This is a genomic window from Streptomyces sp. NPDC054872 (assembly GCF_053610705.1).
Genome location: NZ_JBSGYY010000023.1, coordinates 107942 through 123293, shown reverse-complemented (window position 1 = coordinate 123293; position 15352 = coordinate 107942). Strand labels below are relative to the sequence as shown.

Here is a 15352-nt window from a genome sequence, read left to right as displayed (position 1 = left end):
GTGCTACCTGTGGTTCAGTGAACCTGGTCCACGTCGACGAGGTCGACGCGGACACCACGGCCGCCGATGGCGCCCACGACGGTCCGCAGAGCGCGCGCGGTGCGGCCGTTGCGGCCGATCACCTTGCCGAGGTCTTCCGGGTGGACCCGGACCTCGAGCACACGCCCCCGGCGCAGGTTGCGCGAGGCGACCTGCACGTCGTCGGGGTTGTCGACAATGCCTTTCACGAGGTGCTCGAGAGCCTCCTCGAGCATGCTCAGGCCTCGGTCGACTCGGTGGACTCGGCCTTGGCCTCGTCCGCCTTCTTGTCGGTCTTCTTGGCCTTCTGGGTGATGGCCTCACCCTTCGCCTCGTCGCCCTCGAGGCCCTTGGTGAAGGCCTCGAACGCGGCGCGCTTGTCCTTGGGCTCCGCGACGAGCAGCGGCGCGGGGGCCGGAAGGCCCTTGTGCGCCTGCCAGTCACCGGTGAGCTTCAGGATCGCCATGACCGGCTCGGTCGGCTGAGCGCCGACGGAGAGCCAGTACTGCGCGCGCTCCGAGTCGACCTCGATGCGCGAGGGGTTCTGCACCGGGTGGTACAGACCGATCTCCTCGATGGCCCGACCATCACGGCGGGTACGGGAGTCGGCGACGACGATGCGGTAGTGAGGCGAACGGATCTTGCCCAGACGCTTCAGCTTGATCTTGACTGCCACTGGAGTGGTGTCTCCTGGTCTTGACGTGGTTGGGCACAACGAGATGCCACGTGGGGTTGCGGTACTCGGGGTGCCCGATGGACGCGTCAGCCGGAGGCGAGAGGGTTCCTATGCGGCTGTCGAGTACAGCTAGCCATTATGCCATACGCCGCCGGGGCGTCCGAATCCGGTCGGGGCGCCCCCGCGACGCATCCGCAGCTCAGCCCGTCAGCCCGCGGCCGCGCCGACCACTTCCGGGATACGGAAGGGCTTGCCGCAGCCGCCGCAGACGATGGGCGCCTGGGCGAGCACCGAGGGGACCACGCGGACGTTGCGTCCGCAGTCGCAGACCGCCTTGACGCGGACGCCGCCCCCGGACGAGCCGTGCCGGGCGGCCGGGCCCCGGAAGCTGCGTGCCGTGTCGGCGGCGGTCGCCGCGGTGTGCGCCTTGAGGGCGCGCTGCAGCCGCTCGATCGTCGGGCGGTAACGCTTGCGTGCCTCGGGGTTGAGCGTGACCAGCGAGAAGCCGCTGCTGGGATGCGGCTCCTCGGGGTGGTCCAGGCCCAGCTCCTCGGCGATCGCGAGGAATCTGCGGTTGTGATAGCGGCCCGCGCGTGAGGTGTCGCGTACGCCGCGTGACGCGGCGATGCCATGGACTGCCTCGTGGAGCAGTCGCTCGAAGGAGAGTTCGGCGCCGCAGGCGGACGACGACTCTCCGATCAGGGATTCGGGCGCGGCAAGATCGGGCAGCTCGGGGTGGTGCCGCTGAATATCGGCCCACGCCTGTGCCAGCTCTGCGGCGAGAACAGGTGGTGTCGTGCTCACGTCGTGAACAACGAGCAGGGATGCCCAGGGGTTCCATTCCGGGGCATCCCAAATAATTTGCACGTACCCGTCAGTTGCCATTGATGTGCCATTGATGCGTCCGGACGAGGGCGGGTGCGCTGAACTGCCCAGAAGCCTCGCAGCTCATGGCAAGCCGGTACGTAGTGGCGCGCAGGCCCCGGCGCGTAGAAGAAGCACGCACACCGGGACTCGTGTTGCCTCGGCAGGCGTGCGAGCCGAGAACGAGCGCCCCGGTACCGGAGGCGCCCCCGTCAGTAGGCGCGAGCCACCACAGCGACGTTACCCGGGGTCTCATCGGCATCCGGCACCGCCCCGTCCTCCGTGAGCAGACACCGTACGGACACGGAGTGCTCCGCGAGCTTCGCCTCGCCCTCCGGGCCGAGCGTGGCCCAGGGGATGCGTGCCCAGCCGCCGGCGGCCGTGGCCTCCACGGCCTCCCGCACCGTGGTGACGTCCGAGGTGCGGGACTCGCGGCGCTCGCGGGCCTGCCGCAGGAGCAGCTCCTGGTCCTCTTCGAGGGCGGTGGGCAGCAGCGCGGCCAGGGAGTCGATCGCGACCGGCTCCTTGCCTCCTCCGATGCGGCGGGCGAGCATCGCGGTGCCGTTCTCCAGGTCGCGCGGACCGACCTCGACGCGCACCGGCACTCCCTTGAGCTCCCAGTCGACGGCGCGGCGCCCGAAGGGGGTGTCCGTGCGGTCGTCGACCTGGACGCGCACGCCGGCGGCCTTGAGGCGGTCGCCGATCTCGCGGACCTCGGCGAGCACCGCGTCGTCCCCCTTGACGGCGAGGACGACGGCCTGGACCGGTGCGAGGCGCGGCGGGACCCGCAGGCCGCTGTCGTCACCGTGCATCATCACCAGGGCGCCGATCATCCGTGTCGTGCTGCCCCAGGAGGTCTGCCAGACCAGTTCCTGCTTGCCCTCCCTGGAGAGGTACTGGGTGTGGAAAGCCCTGGCGAAGTTCTGGCCGAGTTCGTGGCTGGTGCCGAGCTGGAGGGCCTTGCCGTCGCCCATCATGCCTTCGAGCGTGAGGGTGTTGATGGCGCCCGCGAAGCGCTCCTCGGCGGTCTTGCGGCCCAGCACGAAGTCCATCGCGAGGACGTCCCGCATGAAGGCTCCGTAGACGTCCCGGTGGATGCGGGCCGCGAAATCGCGTGCTTCCTCGTAGGACGCGTGGGCCGTGTGGCCCTCCTGCCAGAGGAACTCGGACGTCCGCAGGAAGAGCCGGGGCCGCAGCTCCCAACGGACCACGTTCGCCCACTGGTTGATCAGGAGCGGCAGATCGCGGTAGCTCTGCACCCACTTGGAGAAGTACTCGTTGATGATCGTTTCGGAGGTCGGGCGGATGACGACCGGCTCCTCCAGCTCCTTGCCCCCGCCGTGCGTGACGACGGCCAGTTCGGGGGCGAAGCCCTCGACGTGCTCGGCCTCCCTGGTCAGGTACGACTGGGGGATGAGGAGAGGAAAGTACGCGTTCTGGGTACCCGTCTCCTTGATGCGGGCACCCATGTCCTGCTGCATGCGTTCCCACAGGCCATAGCCGTACGGCCGGATCACCATGGTGCCCCGCACCGGGCCGTTGTCGGCCAGCTCGGCCTTGTTGATCAGGTCTTGGTACCAGCGCGGAAAGTCTTGTGCCCGGGGCGTGAGTACGGGTGCCTTAGCCATGGCGCGCATGGTACGGCGGGCCCTTGGAGCGCGGGAATTGAATTCTTCCGGCCCTTCTACAGGGGGCGCACGACGGTGGCACGCAAGCATTGCCCCACAACCTCTGGACGCCGCGACGGATGCGGAGTTCTCTGGCATACGGGGGGAGTGCGAGCGCACTGCACGGGGGCGGACGAAACGTTTGAATACGACACTCCAGCAACTCTCGGCGGATTGGGGCGCTTTCGATGTCACCTACACTCGCGCAGCCGCACCTCCCCCGCGCGGGCACGACCCCCCGCGGCGTGGACCGGTGCGCACGCGCGCGTGACTGGGCGGAAATCCAGGAACGGATGCTGGTCCCGCTCTATGAGGCGGTGTACGAACGACTGGACGTAGGCGGCGGAACACGACTTCTCGGTCTCGGCTGCGGTTCCGGGCTCGCCCTCCTGATGGCGGAATCCCGGGGCGCGTCGGTCACCGGTGTGGACCCCTCGGCACCCGAACGGCTCGCCCTGGCACGCGAGCGCCTGCTGCCGGAAACGGCCTCGGACGCACGGCGTCACGGCGACACGCAGCTCGTCGAGGGAGGGCCCGCTGACGTCTCTGACGTCTCGGGGCCGGATGCCCCCCTCTTCAACGTGGTGACCGCGTTCCAGCCGATCGGTTGTGTGGCGGGCGACTCCGAGGGCCTTTCCGGGCTTCTGGAGTCCACCGTCCCGCTGACCGGGCGCGGCACCCCCGTGGTGCTCGTCGGCTGGGGTCCGCCGGAGCGCTGCACGACCTCTTCTGTACTGAAGGTGGCGACCAAGCTCGCCGACCCGCTCCGCAACACGGGGAGCTGGCGCCCCGCGCTCCGGGACGACCTGGAGGAGGTCGCCCAGCGGGCGGGCCTCAAGCCGGACGGCTCGGGTCGCGTCGCATGCCCCTTCGGGTACGCGGACACCGAGAGCGCGGTCCGCGGCCTGCTCTCCACCGGACTGTTCGACGCGGCGGTGGGCGCGACCGATCAGGTACAGGTGGACAAGGAGCTGACGGAGGCCCTGCACCCGCACAAGCGGCGGGACGGGACCGTGTGGATGCCGAACGTGTTCCGGTACCTGATCGCGCGTACGCGGTAGGGGCGTACGCGGTAGGGGCGAGGTCTAGTCGACGTCCTTGGTGAGGCGCGTGACGCCGGCGACCCGGTAGGCCGCCTCCTCCTCCAGCGTCTCGTTCTCCAGGAGCGCGGCGGCCAGGGCGTCCAGTTGCCCCCGGTGGTCCCTCAGTTGGCGGCAGGCGCTCTCGTAGCACTCGTCGACGATCCGCCGCATCTCGTGGTCGATCGTGTCGAGGGTGACGGGGGCGGCCGAGAGCCCGTAGGCCTGTTGGGCGTCGCTCGGCAGCGCCGAGAGCCTGCCGACGCGCTCGCTCATGCCCCAGCGGCCGACCATGCCGCGGGCGATGTTGGTGACCTGCTCCAGGTCGTTCTCGGCGCCCGTCGTGATGACGCCGAAGACGACGTGCTCGGCCGCCATGCCGCCCAGGGCGCCGACGATGCGGCCGCGCAGATACTCCTCCGTGTACGCGTACTTGTCGGCGTCCGGCGTCGACAGCGTGACGCCGAGGGCGCGCCCGCGGGGCACGATGGTGATCTTGCGGACCGGGTCGGCGCCGGGTTGCAGCATGCCCAGCAGGGCGTGTCCGCTCTCGTGGTACGCCGTGCGCCGCCGCTCCTCGTCGGGCATGACCAGCGGCCGCTCGGCGCCCAGCTGGACCTTCTCCAGGGCCTCGGAGAGGTCGGACTGCGTCACTTCCTTCTGCCCCCGCTTGACGGCGAGGAGAGCGGCCTCGTTGGCGAGGTTGGCGAGTTCGGCTCCGGTCATCCCCGGTGTCGTACGGGCGACCTGGGCGAGGTCGACGTCGTTCGCCATCGGGATCTCACGGGTGTGGATCTTGAGGATGGCCTCGCGTCCGCCCCGGTCGGGCGGGCTGACGGTGACGACCCGGTCGAAGCGCCCGGGACGGGTCAGGGCGGGGTCGAGGATGTCGGCACGGTTGGTGGCCGCAAGGACGATGACACCTTCGGAGCCCGAGAAACCATCCATCTCGGTGAGGATCTGGTTCAGCGTCTGCTCACGTTCGTCGTGTCCGCCCATCCCGCTGCCGCCGCCACGCGCCCGCCCGATGGTGTCGATCTCGTCGATGAAGATGATGGACGGCGCGACTTTCCTTGCCTCGGCGAAGAGTTCACGTACCCGCGACGCGCCGACGCCCACGATCATCTCGATGAACTCGGAGGCGGACGCCGAGAAGAAGGGCACTCCGGCCTCACCGGCGACGGCCCGCGCGAGCAGCGTCTTTCCGGTGCCCGGCAGGCCCGCGAGCAGCACGCCCCGCGGCATCTTGGCGCCCATCTCGCGGTAGGCGGCGGGGTTCTTCAGGAAGTCGACGACGTCGCTGAGCTCGCCCTCGACCTCGTCGATGCCCGCCACGTCCTCGAAGGTGGTGCGCTGCTCGCCGGGTTCGAGCTCCACCGGCTTCGGCGGGGCCTTGCGGCCCAGCATGCCGCCCGCGCCGCCGCCCAGGCCCGAGCTCATCCGCCGGGCGATGAAGATCCACAGGAAGACCAGGAGCAGCATCGGGGCGAGTGAGATGAGCAGGTTGGACAGGAAGCTGCGCTCCTGGACGACGGGCTCGGCGGTGACCGTGACGTCGTGCTTGGTCAGGTCGTCCCAGAGCTTGTCGTCCGCGAAGGCGGGCCGCTGGGTGATGAACTTGGTGTACTTCCCCTTCGCGTCGCCCGGCTTGTCCTGCTCCTTCTTGAGCTGCCCCTGGATCGCGTCGCCCTTGGAGTAGATCTTCGTGACGTTCCCGGAGTCGACCTGCTTGCTGAACTCCGTGTACGAGATCGTCGGCTCGTCACCGTCGTTGAAGAAGGAGAGGACGAGGTTGGCGATGAGATAGACGATGAGCGCGGTGAGGATGAGCCCGCCCCACCCGCCCGGCATCTTCTTCTTCGGCGGCGGCGTGGGCGCGGGCGGGGGCGCACCCTCGGAGCGCCATGGCTGGTCGGGCGCCTGGCGCGGCGGCACAGGGTTGCTCATACCCGGACGTTACGACAGAAAGAGGGCCCGGGCACCTGCTCCGGAAACGCCTGGGGCGCCCCTCTCCACAGAGGGGCGCCCCAGGCGGCGTACGAGATGCGAGGCCTCAGCCCCTCAACTTCCCGGACGTCAGCCCATGAACTTCTTGAACTCGTCCGGCAGCTCGAAGTTCTGCCCCTGCTGCCCCGCGGGGAGGCCGAAGGCGCCGCCTTCCTGACCGGCCTGCTCGCGGCGGGCGGCGGCCTCCTGCTCCTCCTGCTTGCGCTTCATCGGGTTGCCCGACTTCCGCTTGCCCTTGGCCTGCTTCTGCTTCTTCTTCTGCTTGCCGGGGCCGCCACCCATGCCCGGCATCCCGGGCATACCCGGCATTCCGCCGCCCTGGGCCATGCGCGACATCATCTTGCGGGCCTCGAAGAACCGCTCGACCAGGTTCTTGACGGCGCTGACCTCCACGCCGGAACCCTTGGCGATACGGGCGCGACGGGAGCCGTTGATGATGGTCGGCTCGTGCCGCTCGCCCGGCGTCATCGACTTGATGATAGCGGCGGTGCGGTCGACGTCCCGCTCGTCCAGGTTGTTGATCTGGTCCTTGATCTGCCCCATGCCGGGCATCATCCCGAGCAGCTTGCTGATGCTGCCCATCTTCCGGACCTGCTCCATCTGGGCCAGGAAGTCGTCGAGCGTGAAGTCCTTGCCGCCCTTGCTGCCCTGCAGCTTGGCGGCCATCTTCTCGGCCTCCTGCTGCGAGAAGGTCTGCTCGGCCTTCTCGATCAGCGTGAGCATGTCGCCCATGCCGAGGATGCGGGACGCCATGCGGTCCGGGTGGAACGCGTCGAAGTCGTCCAGCTTCTCGCCGTTCGAGGCGAACATGATCTGACGGCCTGTGACCTGCGCGATCGACAGGGCGGCGCCACCACGGGCGTCACCGTCGAGCTTCGACAGGACGACGCCGTCGAAGCCGACACCGTCGCGGAAGGACTCCGCCGTGTTGACGGCGTCCTGACCGATCATGGCGTCGACGACGAAGAGGACCTCGTCCGGGCTGACGGCGTCGCGGATGTCCGCGGCCTGCTGCATCAGCTCCTGGTCGATGCCGAGACGGCCCGCGGTGTCGACGATGACGACGTCGTACTGCTTGGTCTTGGCGAACTCGATCGAGTCCTTGGCGACCTGGACCGGGTCGCCCACGCCGTTGCCCGGCTGGGGGGCGTAGACGCCGACGCCCGCGCGCTCGGCGACCACGGACAGCTGGTTCACGGCGTTGGGACGCTGCAGGTCACACGCCACCAGGAGCGGCGAATGGCCCTGCCCCTTCAGCCAGAGGCCGAGCTTTCCCGCGAGGGTGGTCTTACCGGCACCCTGCAGACCGGCGAGCATGATGACGCTCGGCGGGTTCTTGGCGAACCGCAGGCGTCGCGTCTCGCCGCCGAGGATGCCGATGAGCTCCTCGTTGACGATCTTGATGACCTGCTGGGCGGGGTTCAGGGCCTGGCTGACCTCGGCCCCGGTGGCGCGCTCCTTGATCTGCTTGATGAAGGCCCGGACGACGGGGAGGGCGACGTCCGCCTCGAGCAGGGCGATGCGGATCTCGCGCGCCGTGGCGTCGATGTCCGCCTCGGACAGGCGGCCCTTGCCCCGGAGGTTCTTGAATGTCGCTGCGAGGCGGTCGGAGAGAGTGTCGAACACGGCGGTCGCGAATCCTCGGGTCGAAGGGGCCCCGCTCGCGCGGAGCCGAGCGTGGGGCGGGCGGATGGGTCGCCCTCCAGGGTATCCGCACCGTCGCCGCGCTGTGCCCTGCCGGGTGGGCGGGGGTTCGCGGGACGGCCTCGGCTCCGCCAGCGACCGCCGGCGCACTGGCCGTACGACCGGCTCGCCGGCGCCCCGAAGCAGGGTTCCGGTGCGGAACCGCTGCCACGGGGAGCGCCGTTCCGGTGCGAAACGGCTGCCCCGGGGGGCGCGGCACAGCCGACCGACCCCCTACCCCCGCAACGCCTCCTCCACCGCCCGCGCCACCCCAGCGGCCCGCTCCCCCGGCAGCGGCGCCCCCGCCCCCGTCACGTAGAACGCGTCCACCGCGTTCGCGCCCAGGGTCGAGACGTGGGCGCTGCGTACCTCCACGCCCGCCGACTCCAGCGCCCGGCCGATGCGGTGCAGCAGCCCCGGTGCGTCCTGGGCCCGCACCTCGATCACCGTCGCGAGGCGTGAGCCCGCCGACGCCACCGTGACCCGGGGCGGAGGCGCGACCGTCCCCCGGCGTCTCGGATACGCCGCGTCGCGTTCCGCGAGCCGTGCCGCGATGTCCAGCGAGCCGTCCAGGGCCCGCACCAGGTCCGCCCGCAGCCGTGCGGCCTGCGGCAGGGAGCCGTACTCCGCGGCGACCCGCCAGTTGAGCAGCAGCACCGAGTCCTCGAGACCGGACGGCAGCCCCACCCCGCGCAACTCGGCGGTCCGTACCGTGAGCCGGTGCATGGCGAGCACCCCCGCGACGGCGGACAGCACGCCCGGCTGGTCCGGCACCGCGATGACCAGCTCCACGCCCAGGGGCTCCGGGTCCCCGGCCGGCTCCTCGGCGGCGACCCCCTCCGTCTGCGCCCGCAGCGCGAGCACCGGCCCGCCCGTACGGAACGCCTCCACCGCGAGGCGCTCCTGCTCGGCGGTGGGAGCGATGTCCTCCGCTTCCACCGGCTCCTCCCCTGACAGCACCGCCCCCACCCGCTTCACCAGGTCGGCGACGAGCGAACCCCGCCAGGTCGACCAGGCCGCGGGCCCGGTGGCCAGCGCGTCCGCTTCCGTGAGGGCGTGCAGCAGTTCGAGGGTCCCGGTCGAACCCACCGCGTCCGCGACCGCCCGTACCGTGGCCGGATCGTCGAGGTCCCGTCGCGTGGCCGTCTCGATCAGCAGCAGGTGATGGCGCACCAGGGTCGCGAGGACGGCCACGTCGGCGCGGTCGAAGCCGATCCGGGCCGCGACGTCCCGGGCGATGATCTCCCCGGCCTCGGAGTGGTCCCCCGGCCAGCCCTTCCCGATGTCGTGCAGCAGCCCGGCCACCAGGAGCAGGTCGGGCCGTCCCACGCGCCGGGTCAGCTCCGACGCCTGCACCGCCGTCTCCACCAGATGCCGGTCGACCGTCCACGTGTGCACGGCGTTGCGCTGCGGCCTGCACCGCACCCGCTCCCAGTCGGGCAGCAGCCGGGTGACAAGGCCCTCGGCCTCCAACGCCTCCCACACCTCGACCGTGGGCCGCCCGGCTCCGAGGAGGGTCACCAGCTGTTCCCTGGCCTCCGCCGGCCACGGCGTGGGCAGCGGCCGTACCGCCACGGCCATCCTGCGCACCGCGTGCAGCGACAGGGGCAACCCGGCCTGGGCCGCTGCCGCGGCGGCGCGGAGCGGCAGCACGGGATCCCGCTCGGGCCGGGCCGCCCGCGCGAGGACGACCTCCCCGTCCTGCTCCACGACCCCCTCGGCCAGCGGCGAACGCTCGGCCACCGCCCCCTTGCCGCCGCCCAGCATGGCCCGCAGCCGAGGCCGCACGGACCGGGACCGCAGCACCCTGCTTACCTCGCGCCACGTCACGTCACTCGCGTACGAGATGGTGCGCGCGGACTCGTACACCTGACGGAGCAGCGTATCGGCGTCCAACAGGCCCAGTTCCGCGGCGACTTGGTCCTGTTCCTGCAGCGCGAGCCGGTCCGTGGCCCGCCCTGTGGTCAGATGCAGCGCGTCCCGTACGTCGAGGAGTCGCCGCCGGGCGTCGGCGAGCCCCTCACGAGGCGCGTCAGCCAGCCAGGAGGCAGCGACGGCCCGCAAGGCGGTCGCATCCCGCAGGCCACCCCGGGCCTCCTTCAGGTCAGGCTCCAGGAGATAGCTCAACTCCCCCTGCCGCTCGGCCCGTTCCTCGCACAGCTCCCGCAGCTCGGGCAGCCGCTTCGGTGCGAGGTTGCGCCAGTCGGCGAGCACCGCGGTGCGCAGCCCAGCGGTCAGCCCGAGGTCCCCCACGACGTGCCGCGCGTCGAGCAGCCCCAGCTGCACCTTGAGATCCTCGCCCGCGGTCTTGCGCGCCTCCGCGGGCGTCCGCACGGAGTGGTCGAGCGCGAGCCCGAGATCCCAGATGGGGTACCAGATGCGGTCCGCGAGGGCCGCCACCTCACCGGCGTCCGCGCTGCCGTCGTGCAGCAGGAGCAGGTCGAGGTCACTGCGCGGCGACAGCTCTCCCCTGCCGTACCCGCCCACGGCCACCAGTGCGGCCCCCCGTGGCGCACCCGCGGCCGTGAAAAGGCCGGTCAGCCAGCCGTCCGTGAGATCGGCCAGGGCCGAACGGCGCGGCGGCCCGGACCGCGCCTCCCCTTGAAGGAGGCGCAGCCGGGCCGCCGCATAGCCGCTGGGTCCGGAGTCTTCCGAGTCCGATTCACTACGTACGTCCACACTCGTCACCCAGCAGCTCCTGTCCGTCCTGCTCAGTCCCGCTCAGTTCCGCTCAGCTCTGGTGGCTCAGCCCTTGCCGTCCGAGCTCACAGCGCATCAGGTCCACGTTCGCCGGTCCGCACCCGCACCGCCGTGTCGACCGGGACGCTCCAGACCTTGCCGTCACCGATCTTGCCGGTTCGGGCGGCCTTGACCACGACATCCACGAGCTGTTCGGCGTCGTCGTCCTCGACCAGGACCTCGATCCGGATCTTCGGCACCAGGTCGACGGTGTACTCCGCGCCACGGTAGACCTCGGTGTGACCGCGCTGACGGCCGTAGCCGCTGGCCTCGGTCACGGTCAGGCCCTGGACGCCGAAGGCCTGGAGGGCCTCCTTGATCTCGTCGAGCCGGTGCGGCTTGACGACCGCGGTGATGAGCTTCATACGTCCACCCTCTTGTTCTTCTCGTTCGCAGCCTTGCCGGCGTCCTGGACCGGCGGGCCGGGCACGGCGGCGGTACGGGGCGCCGTGCCACCGCCCGCGCCACTGAAGTCGTACGCGGTCTCGGCGTGCTGCACCTGGTCGATGCCCGCGACCTCCTCGTCCTCGCTGACCCGCATCCCGATGGTCTTGTCGACCAGGAAGGCGAGGATCGCGGAGGCGATCATGGAGTACGCGAGGACGGCGCCGACACCGGCGGCCTGCTTGCCCAGCTGTTCGAGCCCGCCGCCGTAGAAGAGGCCCTTCGCGTCGGACTGGACGCCGCCGGTGGCGAAGAAGCCGACGAGCAGCGAGCCCACGACACCGCCGACGAGGTGGACACCGACGACGTCGAGGGAGTCGTCGTAGCCGAACTTGAACTTGAGGCCGACGGCCATGGCGCAGAGCAGACCGGCGATGGCACCGATGGCGATCGCGCCGAGCGGCGAGCAGGAGCCGCCGGAGGGGGTGATCGCGACGAGCCCCGCGACGGCGCCCGACGCGGCGCCGAGCGTGGTGAACGCGCCGTGCCGGATCTTCTCGTAGGCGAGCCAGGCCAGCATGGCCGCGGCGGTGGCGACCTGCGTGTTCAGGAACATCATCGCGCCGACGCCGTCGTCGTTGCCCAGCCACGACCCGGCGTTGAAGCCGAACCAGCCGAACCACAGGAGCGCCGCGCCGAGCATGACGAGCGGCAGGCTGTGCGGCCGCATCGGGTCCTTCTTGAAGCCGACGCGCTTGCCGATGACCAGGATCACGCCGAGCGCGGCGGCACCGGCGTTGATGTGCACGGCCGTACCGCCGGCGAAGTCGATGACGCCGAGCTCGAAGGCCCAGCCGCCCGTGCCCCACACCCAGTGCGCGACCGGGAAGTAGACGACCGTGGCCCAGAGCGCCACGAAGAGCGCCCAGGCGGTGAACTTCACGCGGTCGGCGAGCGCACCGCTGATCAGGGCGGGCGTGATGATCGCGAACATCAGCTGGAAGACCGCGAAGACATAGACCGGGATGGTGTAGCCGTCCCACAGCTCGGTGAGCCCTATGCCGCTGAGGCCCACGTAGTCGGACGACCAGCCGAAGAGGCTGCCGTGGTCGGTGCCGAACGCGATGGAGAAGCCGTACAGCACCCAGAGGATGGTGACGATCCCCAGACTGATGAAGCTCATCATCAGCATGTTCAGTGTGCTCTTGACGCGGACCATGCCTCCGTAGAAGAAGGCGAGTCCCGGCGTCATGAGCATCACCAGGGCGGAACAGATGAGCATGAACCCTGTGTTGGCGGCAGACAGCTGCGGGGCGTCTGCGGCGATCGTGATGCCTGGGGGCATCGGCGTCTCCTCGTCGTCGTATGCGGCCCGTGCGGGCGGGGCAAGAGGGGGTGGGCCGTTATGCGCCATGAGATTGGCGCAGCGCCGTTACCGGGGGTGCCCCTCGATGTTTCGCCGCAGTGACGAAGAGGGCGTGCGTGTTACGCGTCCATGAACTGCCGGGTCAGGCGGGACGCGCTTTCATACCCTGCGCACACCGAAAAAACCGGCCACGGCGGCCATCCGATTGACCTGGCGTGGGGGAGCCGAGTCGGGCAGTTCGGGATGGACCGGCCGCGGCCGGGGATCTGGTGGGGCGCCGTCAGACCGCCTCCGCGGTTTCGGGCATGTCGATGGCGAGCTGGTCGGTCAGCTGCACGACCTCGGCGATGTCGCCGAAGTCCCGCACGGCGGTGTCCACGGTCTTGCGCAGGCGGGTGTTGACCCGCTCGGAGCGCACCTTCTTGGCGATGGTCAGGGCCTGGCCCGCGAGGACCGTGCTCTGCTCGGGCTCACGCTGGAGCAGGTGGACCGTGGCCATGCCGATGAGGTTCAGTGCGTACGAACGCTGGTGCTCGGAGTCCTTGCCGAAGAGCTCGACTGCGCGCTCCATGACGGGCTCGGCGAGTGAGGCGTACGTCGGGCTGCGACCGGCCACATAGGCCAGGTCACGGAACGAGTGGGCGTTCTCTCCGTTCAGCTCGGCCTCGGAGAAGAAGCGGATCCAGTCCGGCTCGGGCTCGTCGAAGTCGGCGGCGTCGGCGAAGGTGTCCTCGGCCATGCGCACGGCCCGCTTGCACTTGCCGGGCTGGCCCATGCTGGCGTAGGCGCGGGCCTCCATCGCATACAGCATGGCCTGGGTGCGCGGGCTCGCGCAGTCACGGCTTCCGTACTGCGCGAGGTGGATCAGTTCGAGTGCGTCGTCGGGCCGTCCGAGGTGGATCATCTGGCGGCTCATGCTGGAGAGGATGTACGAACCGAGGGGCTTCTCGCCGGCTTCCTTCGCGGCGTGCAGGGCAAGCACGAAGTACTTCTGGGCGGTGGGCTGGAGACCGACGTCGTAGCTCATCCAGCCGGCCAGTTCGGCCAGTTCGCCCGCGACCTTGAAGAGCCGCTTGGACGTGGCCTCCGGCTGGGGCTCCTGCAACAGGTCCGTCACCTCGTGCAGTTGGCCGACGACCGCCTTGCGCCGCAGCCCGCCGCCGCACTGCGCGTCCCACTGCCGGAACATCACGGTCGTGGACTCCAGGAGGTCCAGCTCCGGCCTGGAGAGCCTGCCGGGCCTGCGCGACGGGGTGGGCGGCTCCGGGTCGCCGACCGGGGTCGTGGGCCCCGGGACCAGCCAGCGCTGCATGGGCTCGATGAGGGAGGGGCCGGCGGAGAGCGCGAGCGAGGTGCCGAGGAAGCCGCGCCGGGCCAGCATCAGGTCGCTGCGCGAGAACTCACTGATGAGCGCGACGGTCTGGGGCCCGGTCCAGGGCAGGTCGACGCCCGAGACGGACGGCGACTGGTGCGCGGCGCGCAGCCCGAGGTCCTCGACCGCGACCACGCAGCCGAACCGCTCGGAGAACAGCTCGGAGAGGATGCGCGGGATGGGCTCGCGCGGGTTCTCGCCGTCCAGCCAGCGCCGCACCCGCGAGGTGTCGGTGGAGATGTGGTGGGCGCCCAACTGCCGTGCCCTGCGGTTGACTTGGCGCGCCAGCTCGCCCTTCGACCAGCCGCTGCGCACGAACCAGGAATTGAGCAGTTCGTTGGGGCGCTTCTCAGCGTTCGCACCACTTCCGCCATTGCCGCCCACTGGAACGCCCCCATCCCTCAAGACTCTTACCCGCGGTCCTACGCCCAAGCCCTACCAGAATGCCGCGCGGTGCGGCTCTCCGTCCGGCGAACGTCACCCATCGAACAGGAAACCGACTTGCCTCCGGCATACCCACAAGTGCACCGCACTCAGGGCCCGTGCACTGAAAGTAATCCTACGATCACCCCTCCGGCGAGGGCGATCGCGGAAACGCCACCATTCGCCACCCCTTCGAATGAACTCCCGGGCCACGACAAGCGATTGACTTGACAGTGGACGACCGAAGGTGGGCGGAAGGGAGCACTTCGGGGCGCGCATGACCGGGTGCACCCCCCTTGAGCCACCGAGCGCCCGCACGAACTCAGGGTCACGATCCGATTCCGTCACGTAACCACACCGCGCTCGACCCGTTGGAGGGGGCATGGGCTTCACGATCGGCGGCATCAGGGGAACCGACAAGCCTCGCACCGGTTCACGGCGGCGCGGCCGCACGTCGGACTGCACCGCGGTGGCGGAGTACACCGGGCTGTGGGGATGGGCCGCGGTCCCCGGCGCACGCGCCCTGGACGGCCGCTGCTCCTGCGGCGCGGCCGACTGCGCCGCCCCCGGCACCCACCCTCTGGAGTTCGCCCCCGAGGTGCCCGCCGGGGCGACGCTCGACGAGGTGACCGAGGCCTGGACGCAGTACCCGGGCGCCGCCGTGCTGCTGCCCGTGGGCCGCGCCTTCGACATCATCGAGGTGGCCGAGGCGGCGGGCCGCAGGGCGCTGGTCCGCCTGGAGCGCATGGGCCTGCCGCTCGGCCCGGTCGCGGCCACCCCGGAGGGCCGCGCGCACTTCTTCGTCGCCCCCGGAGCCGCCGCCGAACTCCCCCAGCTGCTCTACCGCATGGGCTGGGACGACGCCGGCATCGATCTGCACGGCCTGGGCCCCGGCACACACATCACCGCCCCGCCCTCCGACCGCGCGGGCCTCGGCCCGGTCCGCTGGCTCCGCGCCCCGGACCTGGACTCGGCGACGCATCCACCGCAGGCGCGGCTGGTCCTCGGGACCCTGGCGTACGTGGCTCATCGCTCACCGGCGTAGCGGTCGGCGCCCGCACACGAAATGCCCCA

Annotated in this window: 12 protein-coding genes; 2 read left to right on the top strand and 10 right to left on the bottom strand. The window is 70.6% G+C overall.

Translation table 11 applies throughout. From position 1 onward, the window contains the following. Window positions 1-14: 14 nt before the first annotated feature. The 4 genes from ACWGIH_RS26410 to proS all read right to left on the bottom strand — a co-directional run bounded on the left by ACWGIH_RS26410 (window position 15) and on the right by proS (window position 3186). A complete protein-coding gene (locus ACWGIH_RS26410) occupies window positions 15-254 on the bottom strand; it encodes an RNA-binding protein (RefSeq protein ID WP_119295199.1) in 240 nt (79 codons plus the stop codon). A 2-nt stretch (window positions 255-256) separates the two neighbouring features. Then, the gene (gene rpsP / locus ACWGIH_RS26405; RefSeq protein ID WP_453443608.1) at window positions 257-694 is read right to left on the bottom strand and encodes a 30S ribosomal protein S16; all 438 of its coding nucleotides are present in this window, start codon (window positions 692-694) and stop codon (window positions 257-259) included. A gap of 207 nt (window positions 695-901) precedes the next feature. Then, complete coding sequence (locus ACWGIH_RS26400; RefSeq protein ID WP_351165389.1) at window positions 902-1498, bottom strand: hypothetical protein; 597 nt, start codon at window positions 1496-1498, stop codon at window positions 902-904. A 272-nt stretch (window positions 1499-1770) separates the two neighbouring features. Next, window positions 1771-3186, bottom strand: coding sequence for a proline--tRNA ligase (proS, locus tag ACWGIH_RS26395; RefSeq protein ID WP_453443610.1), 1416 nt, complete (start codon window positions 3184-3186; stop codon window positions 1771-1773). Between the two features lie 227 nt (window positions 3187-3413). Here proS and ACWGIH_RS26390 point away from each other — a divergent pair, with 227 nt between their 5' ends. Beyond that, a complete protein-coding gene (locus ACWGIH_RS26390; protein ID WP_453443613.1) occupies window positions 3414-4286 on the top strand; it encodes a class I SAM-dependent methyltransferase in 873 nt (290 codons plus the stop codon). Window positions 4287-4310: 24 nt separating this feature from the next. Here ACWGIH_RS26390 and ftsH read toward each other — a convergent pair whose 3' ends face one another. From ftsH to nsdA, 6 genes are all read right to left on the bottom strand, one after another. Next, window positions 4311-6251 (bottom strand): ATP-dependent zinc metalloprotease FtsH, encoded by a 1941-nt coding sequence (ftsH, locus tag ACWGIH_RS26385; protein ID WP_453443615.1) that lies wholly within the window; start codon window positions 6249-6251, stop codon window positions 4311-4313. 129 nt (window positions 6252-6380) lie between these two features. Further along, entirely contained in the window at window positions 6381-7937 is a 1557-nt protein-coding gene (gene ffh / locus ACWGIH_RS26380; RefSeq protein ID WP_453443617.1) for a signal recognition particle protein, read from the bottom strand. A gap of 291 nt (window positions 7938-8228) precedes the next feature. Then, window positions 8229-10682, bottom strand: a complete 2454-nt coding sequence (locus ACWGIH_RS26375; protein ID WP_453443619.1) for a [protein-PII] uridylyltransferase — start codon at window positions 10680-10682, stop codon at window positions 8229-8231. Window positions 10683-10759: 77 nt separating this feature from the next. Beyond that, window positions 10760-11098, bottom strand: coding sequence for a P-II family nitrogen regulator (locus ACWGIH_RS26370; RefSeq protein ID WP_150493276.1), 339 nt, complete (start codon window positions 11096-11098; stop codon window positions 10760-10762). Next, entirely contained in the window at window positions 11095-12462 is a 1368-nt protein-coding gene (locus ACWGIH_RS26365; RefSeq protein ID WP_453443621.1) for an ammonium transporter, read from the bottom strand. Before ACWGIH_RS26365 ends, ACWGIH_RS26370 begins: the two co-directional genes overlap by 4 nt. Window positions 12463-12763: 301 nt before the next feature. Further along, window positions 12764-14239, bottom strand: coding sequence for a transcriptional repressor NsdA (gene nsdA, locus ACWGIH_RS26360; RefSeq protein WP_453443622.1), 1476 nt, complete (start codon window positions 14237-14239; stop codon window positions 12764-12766). A gap of 421 nt (window positions 14240-14660) precedes the next feature. On the opposite strand from nsdA, the gene ACWGIH_RS26355 reads away from it, so the two are divergent. Beyond that, on the top strand, window positions 14661-15323 hold the full coding sequence (locus ACWGIH_RS26355) for a bifunctional DNA primase/polymerase (protein WP_453443624.1): 663 nt from the start codon (window positions 14661-14663) through the stop codon (window positions 15321-15323). Window positions 15324-15352: the final 29 nt, after the last annotated feature.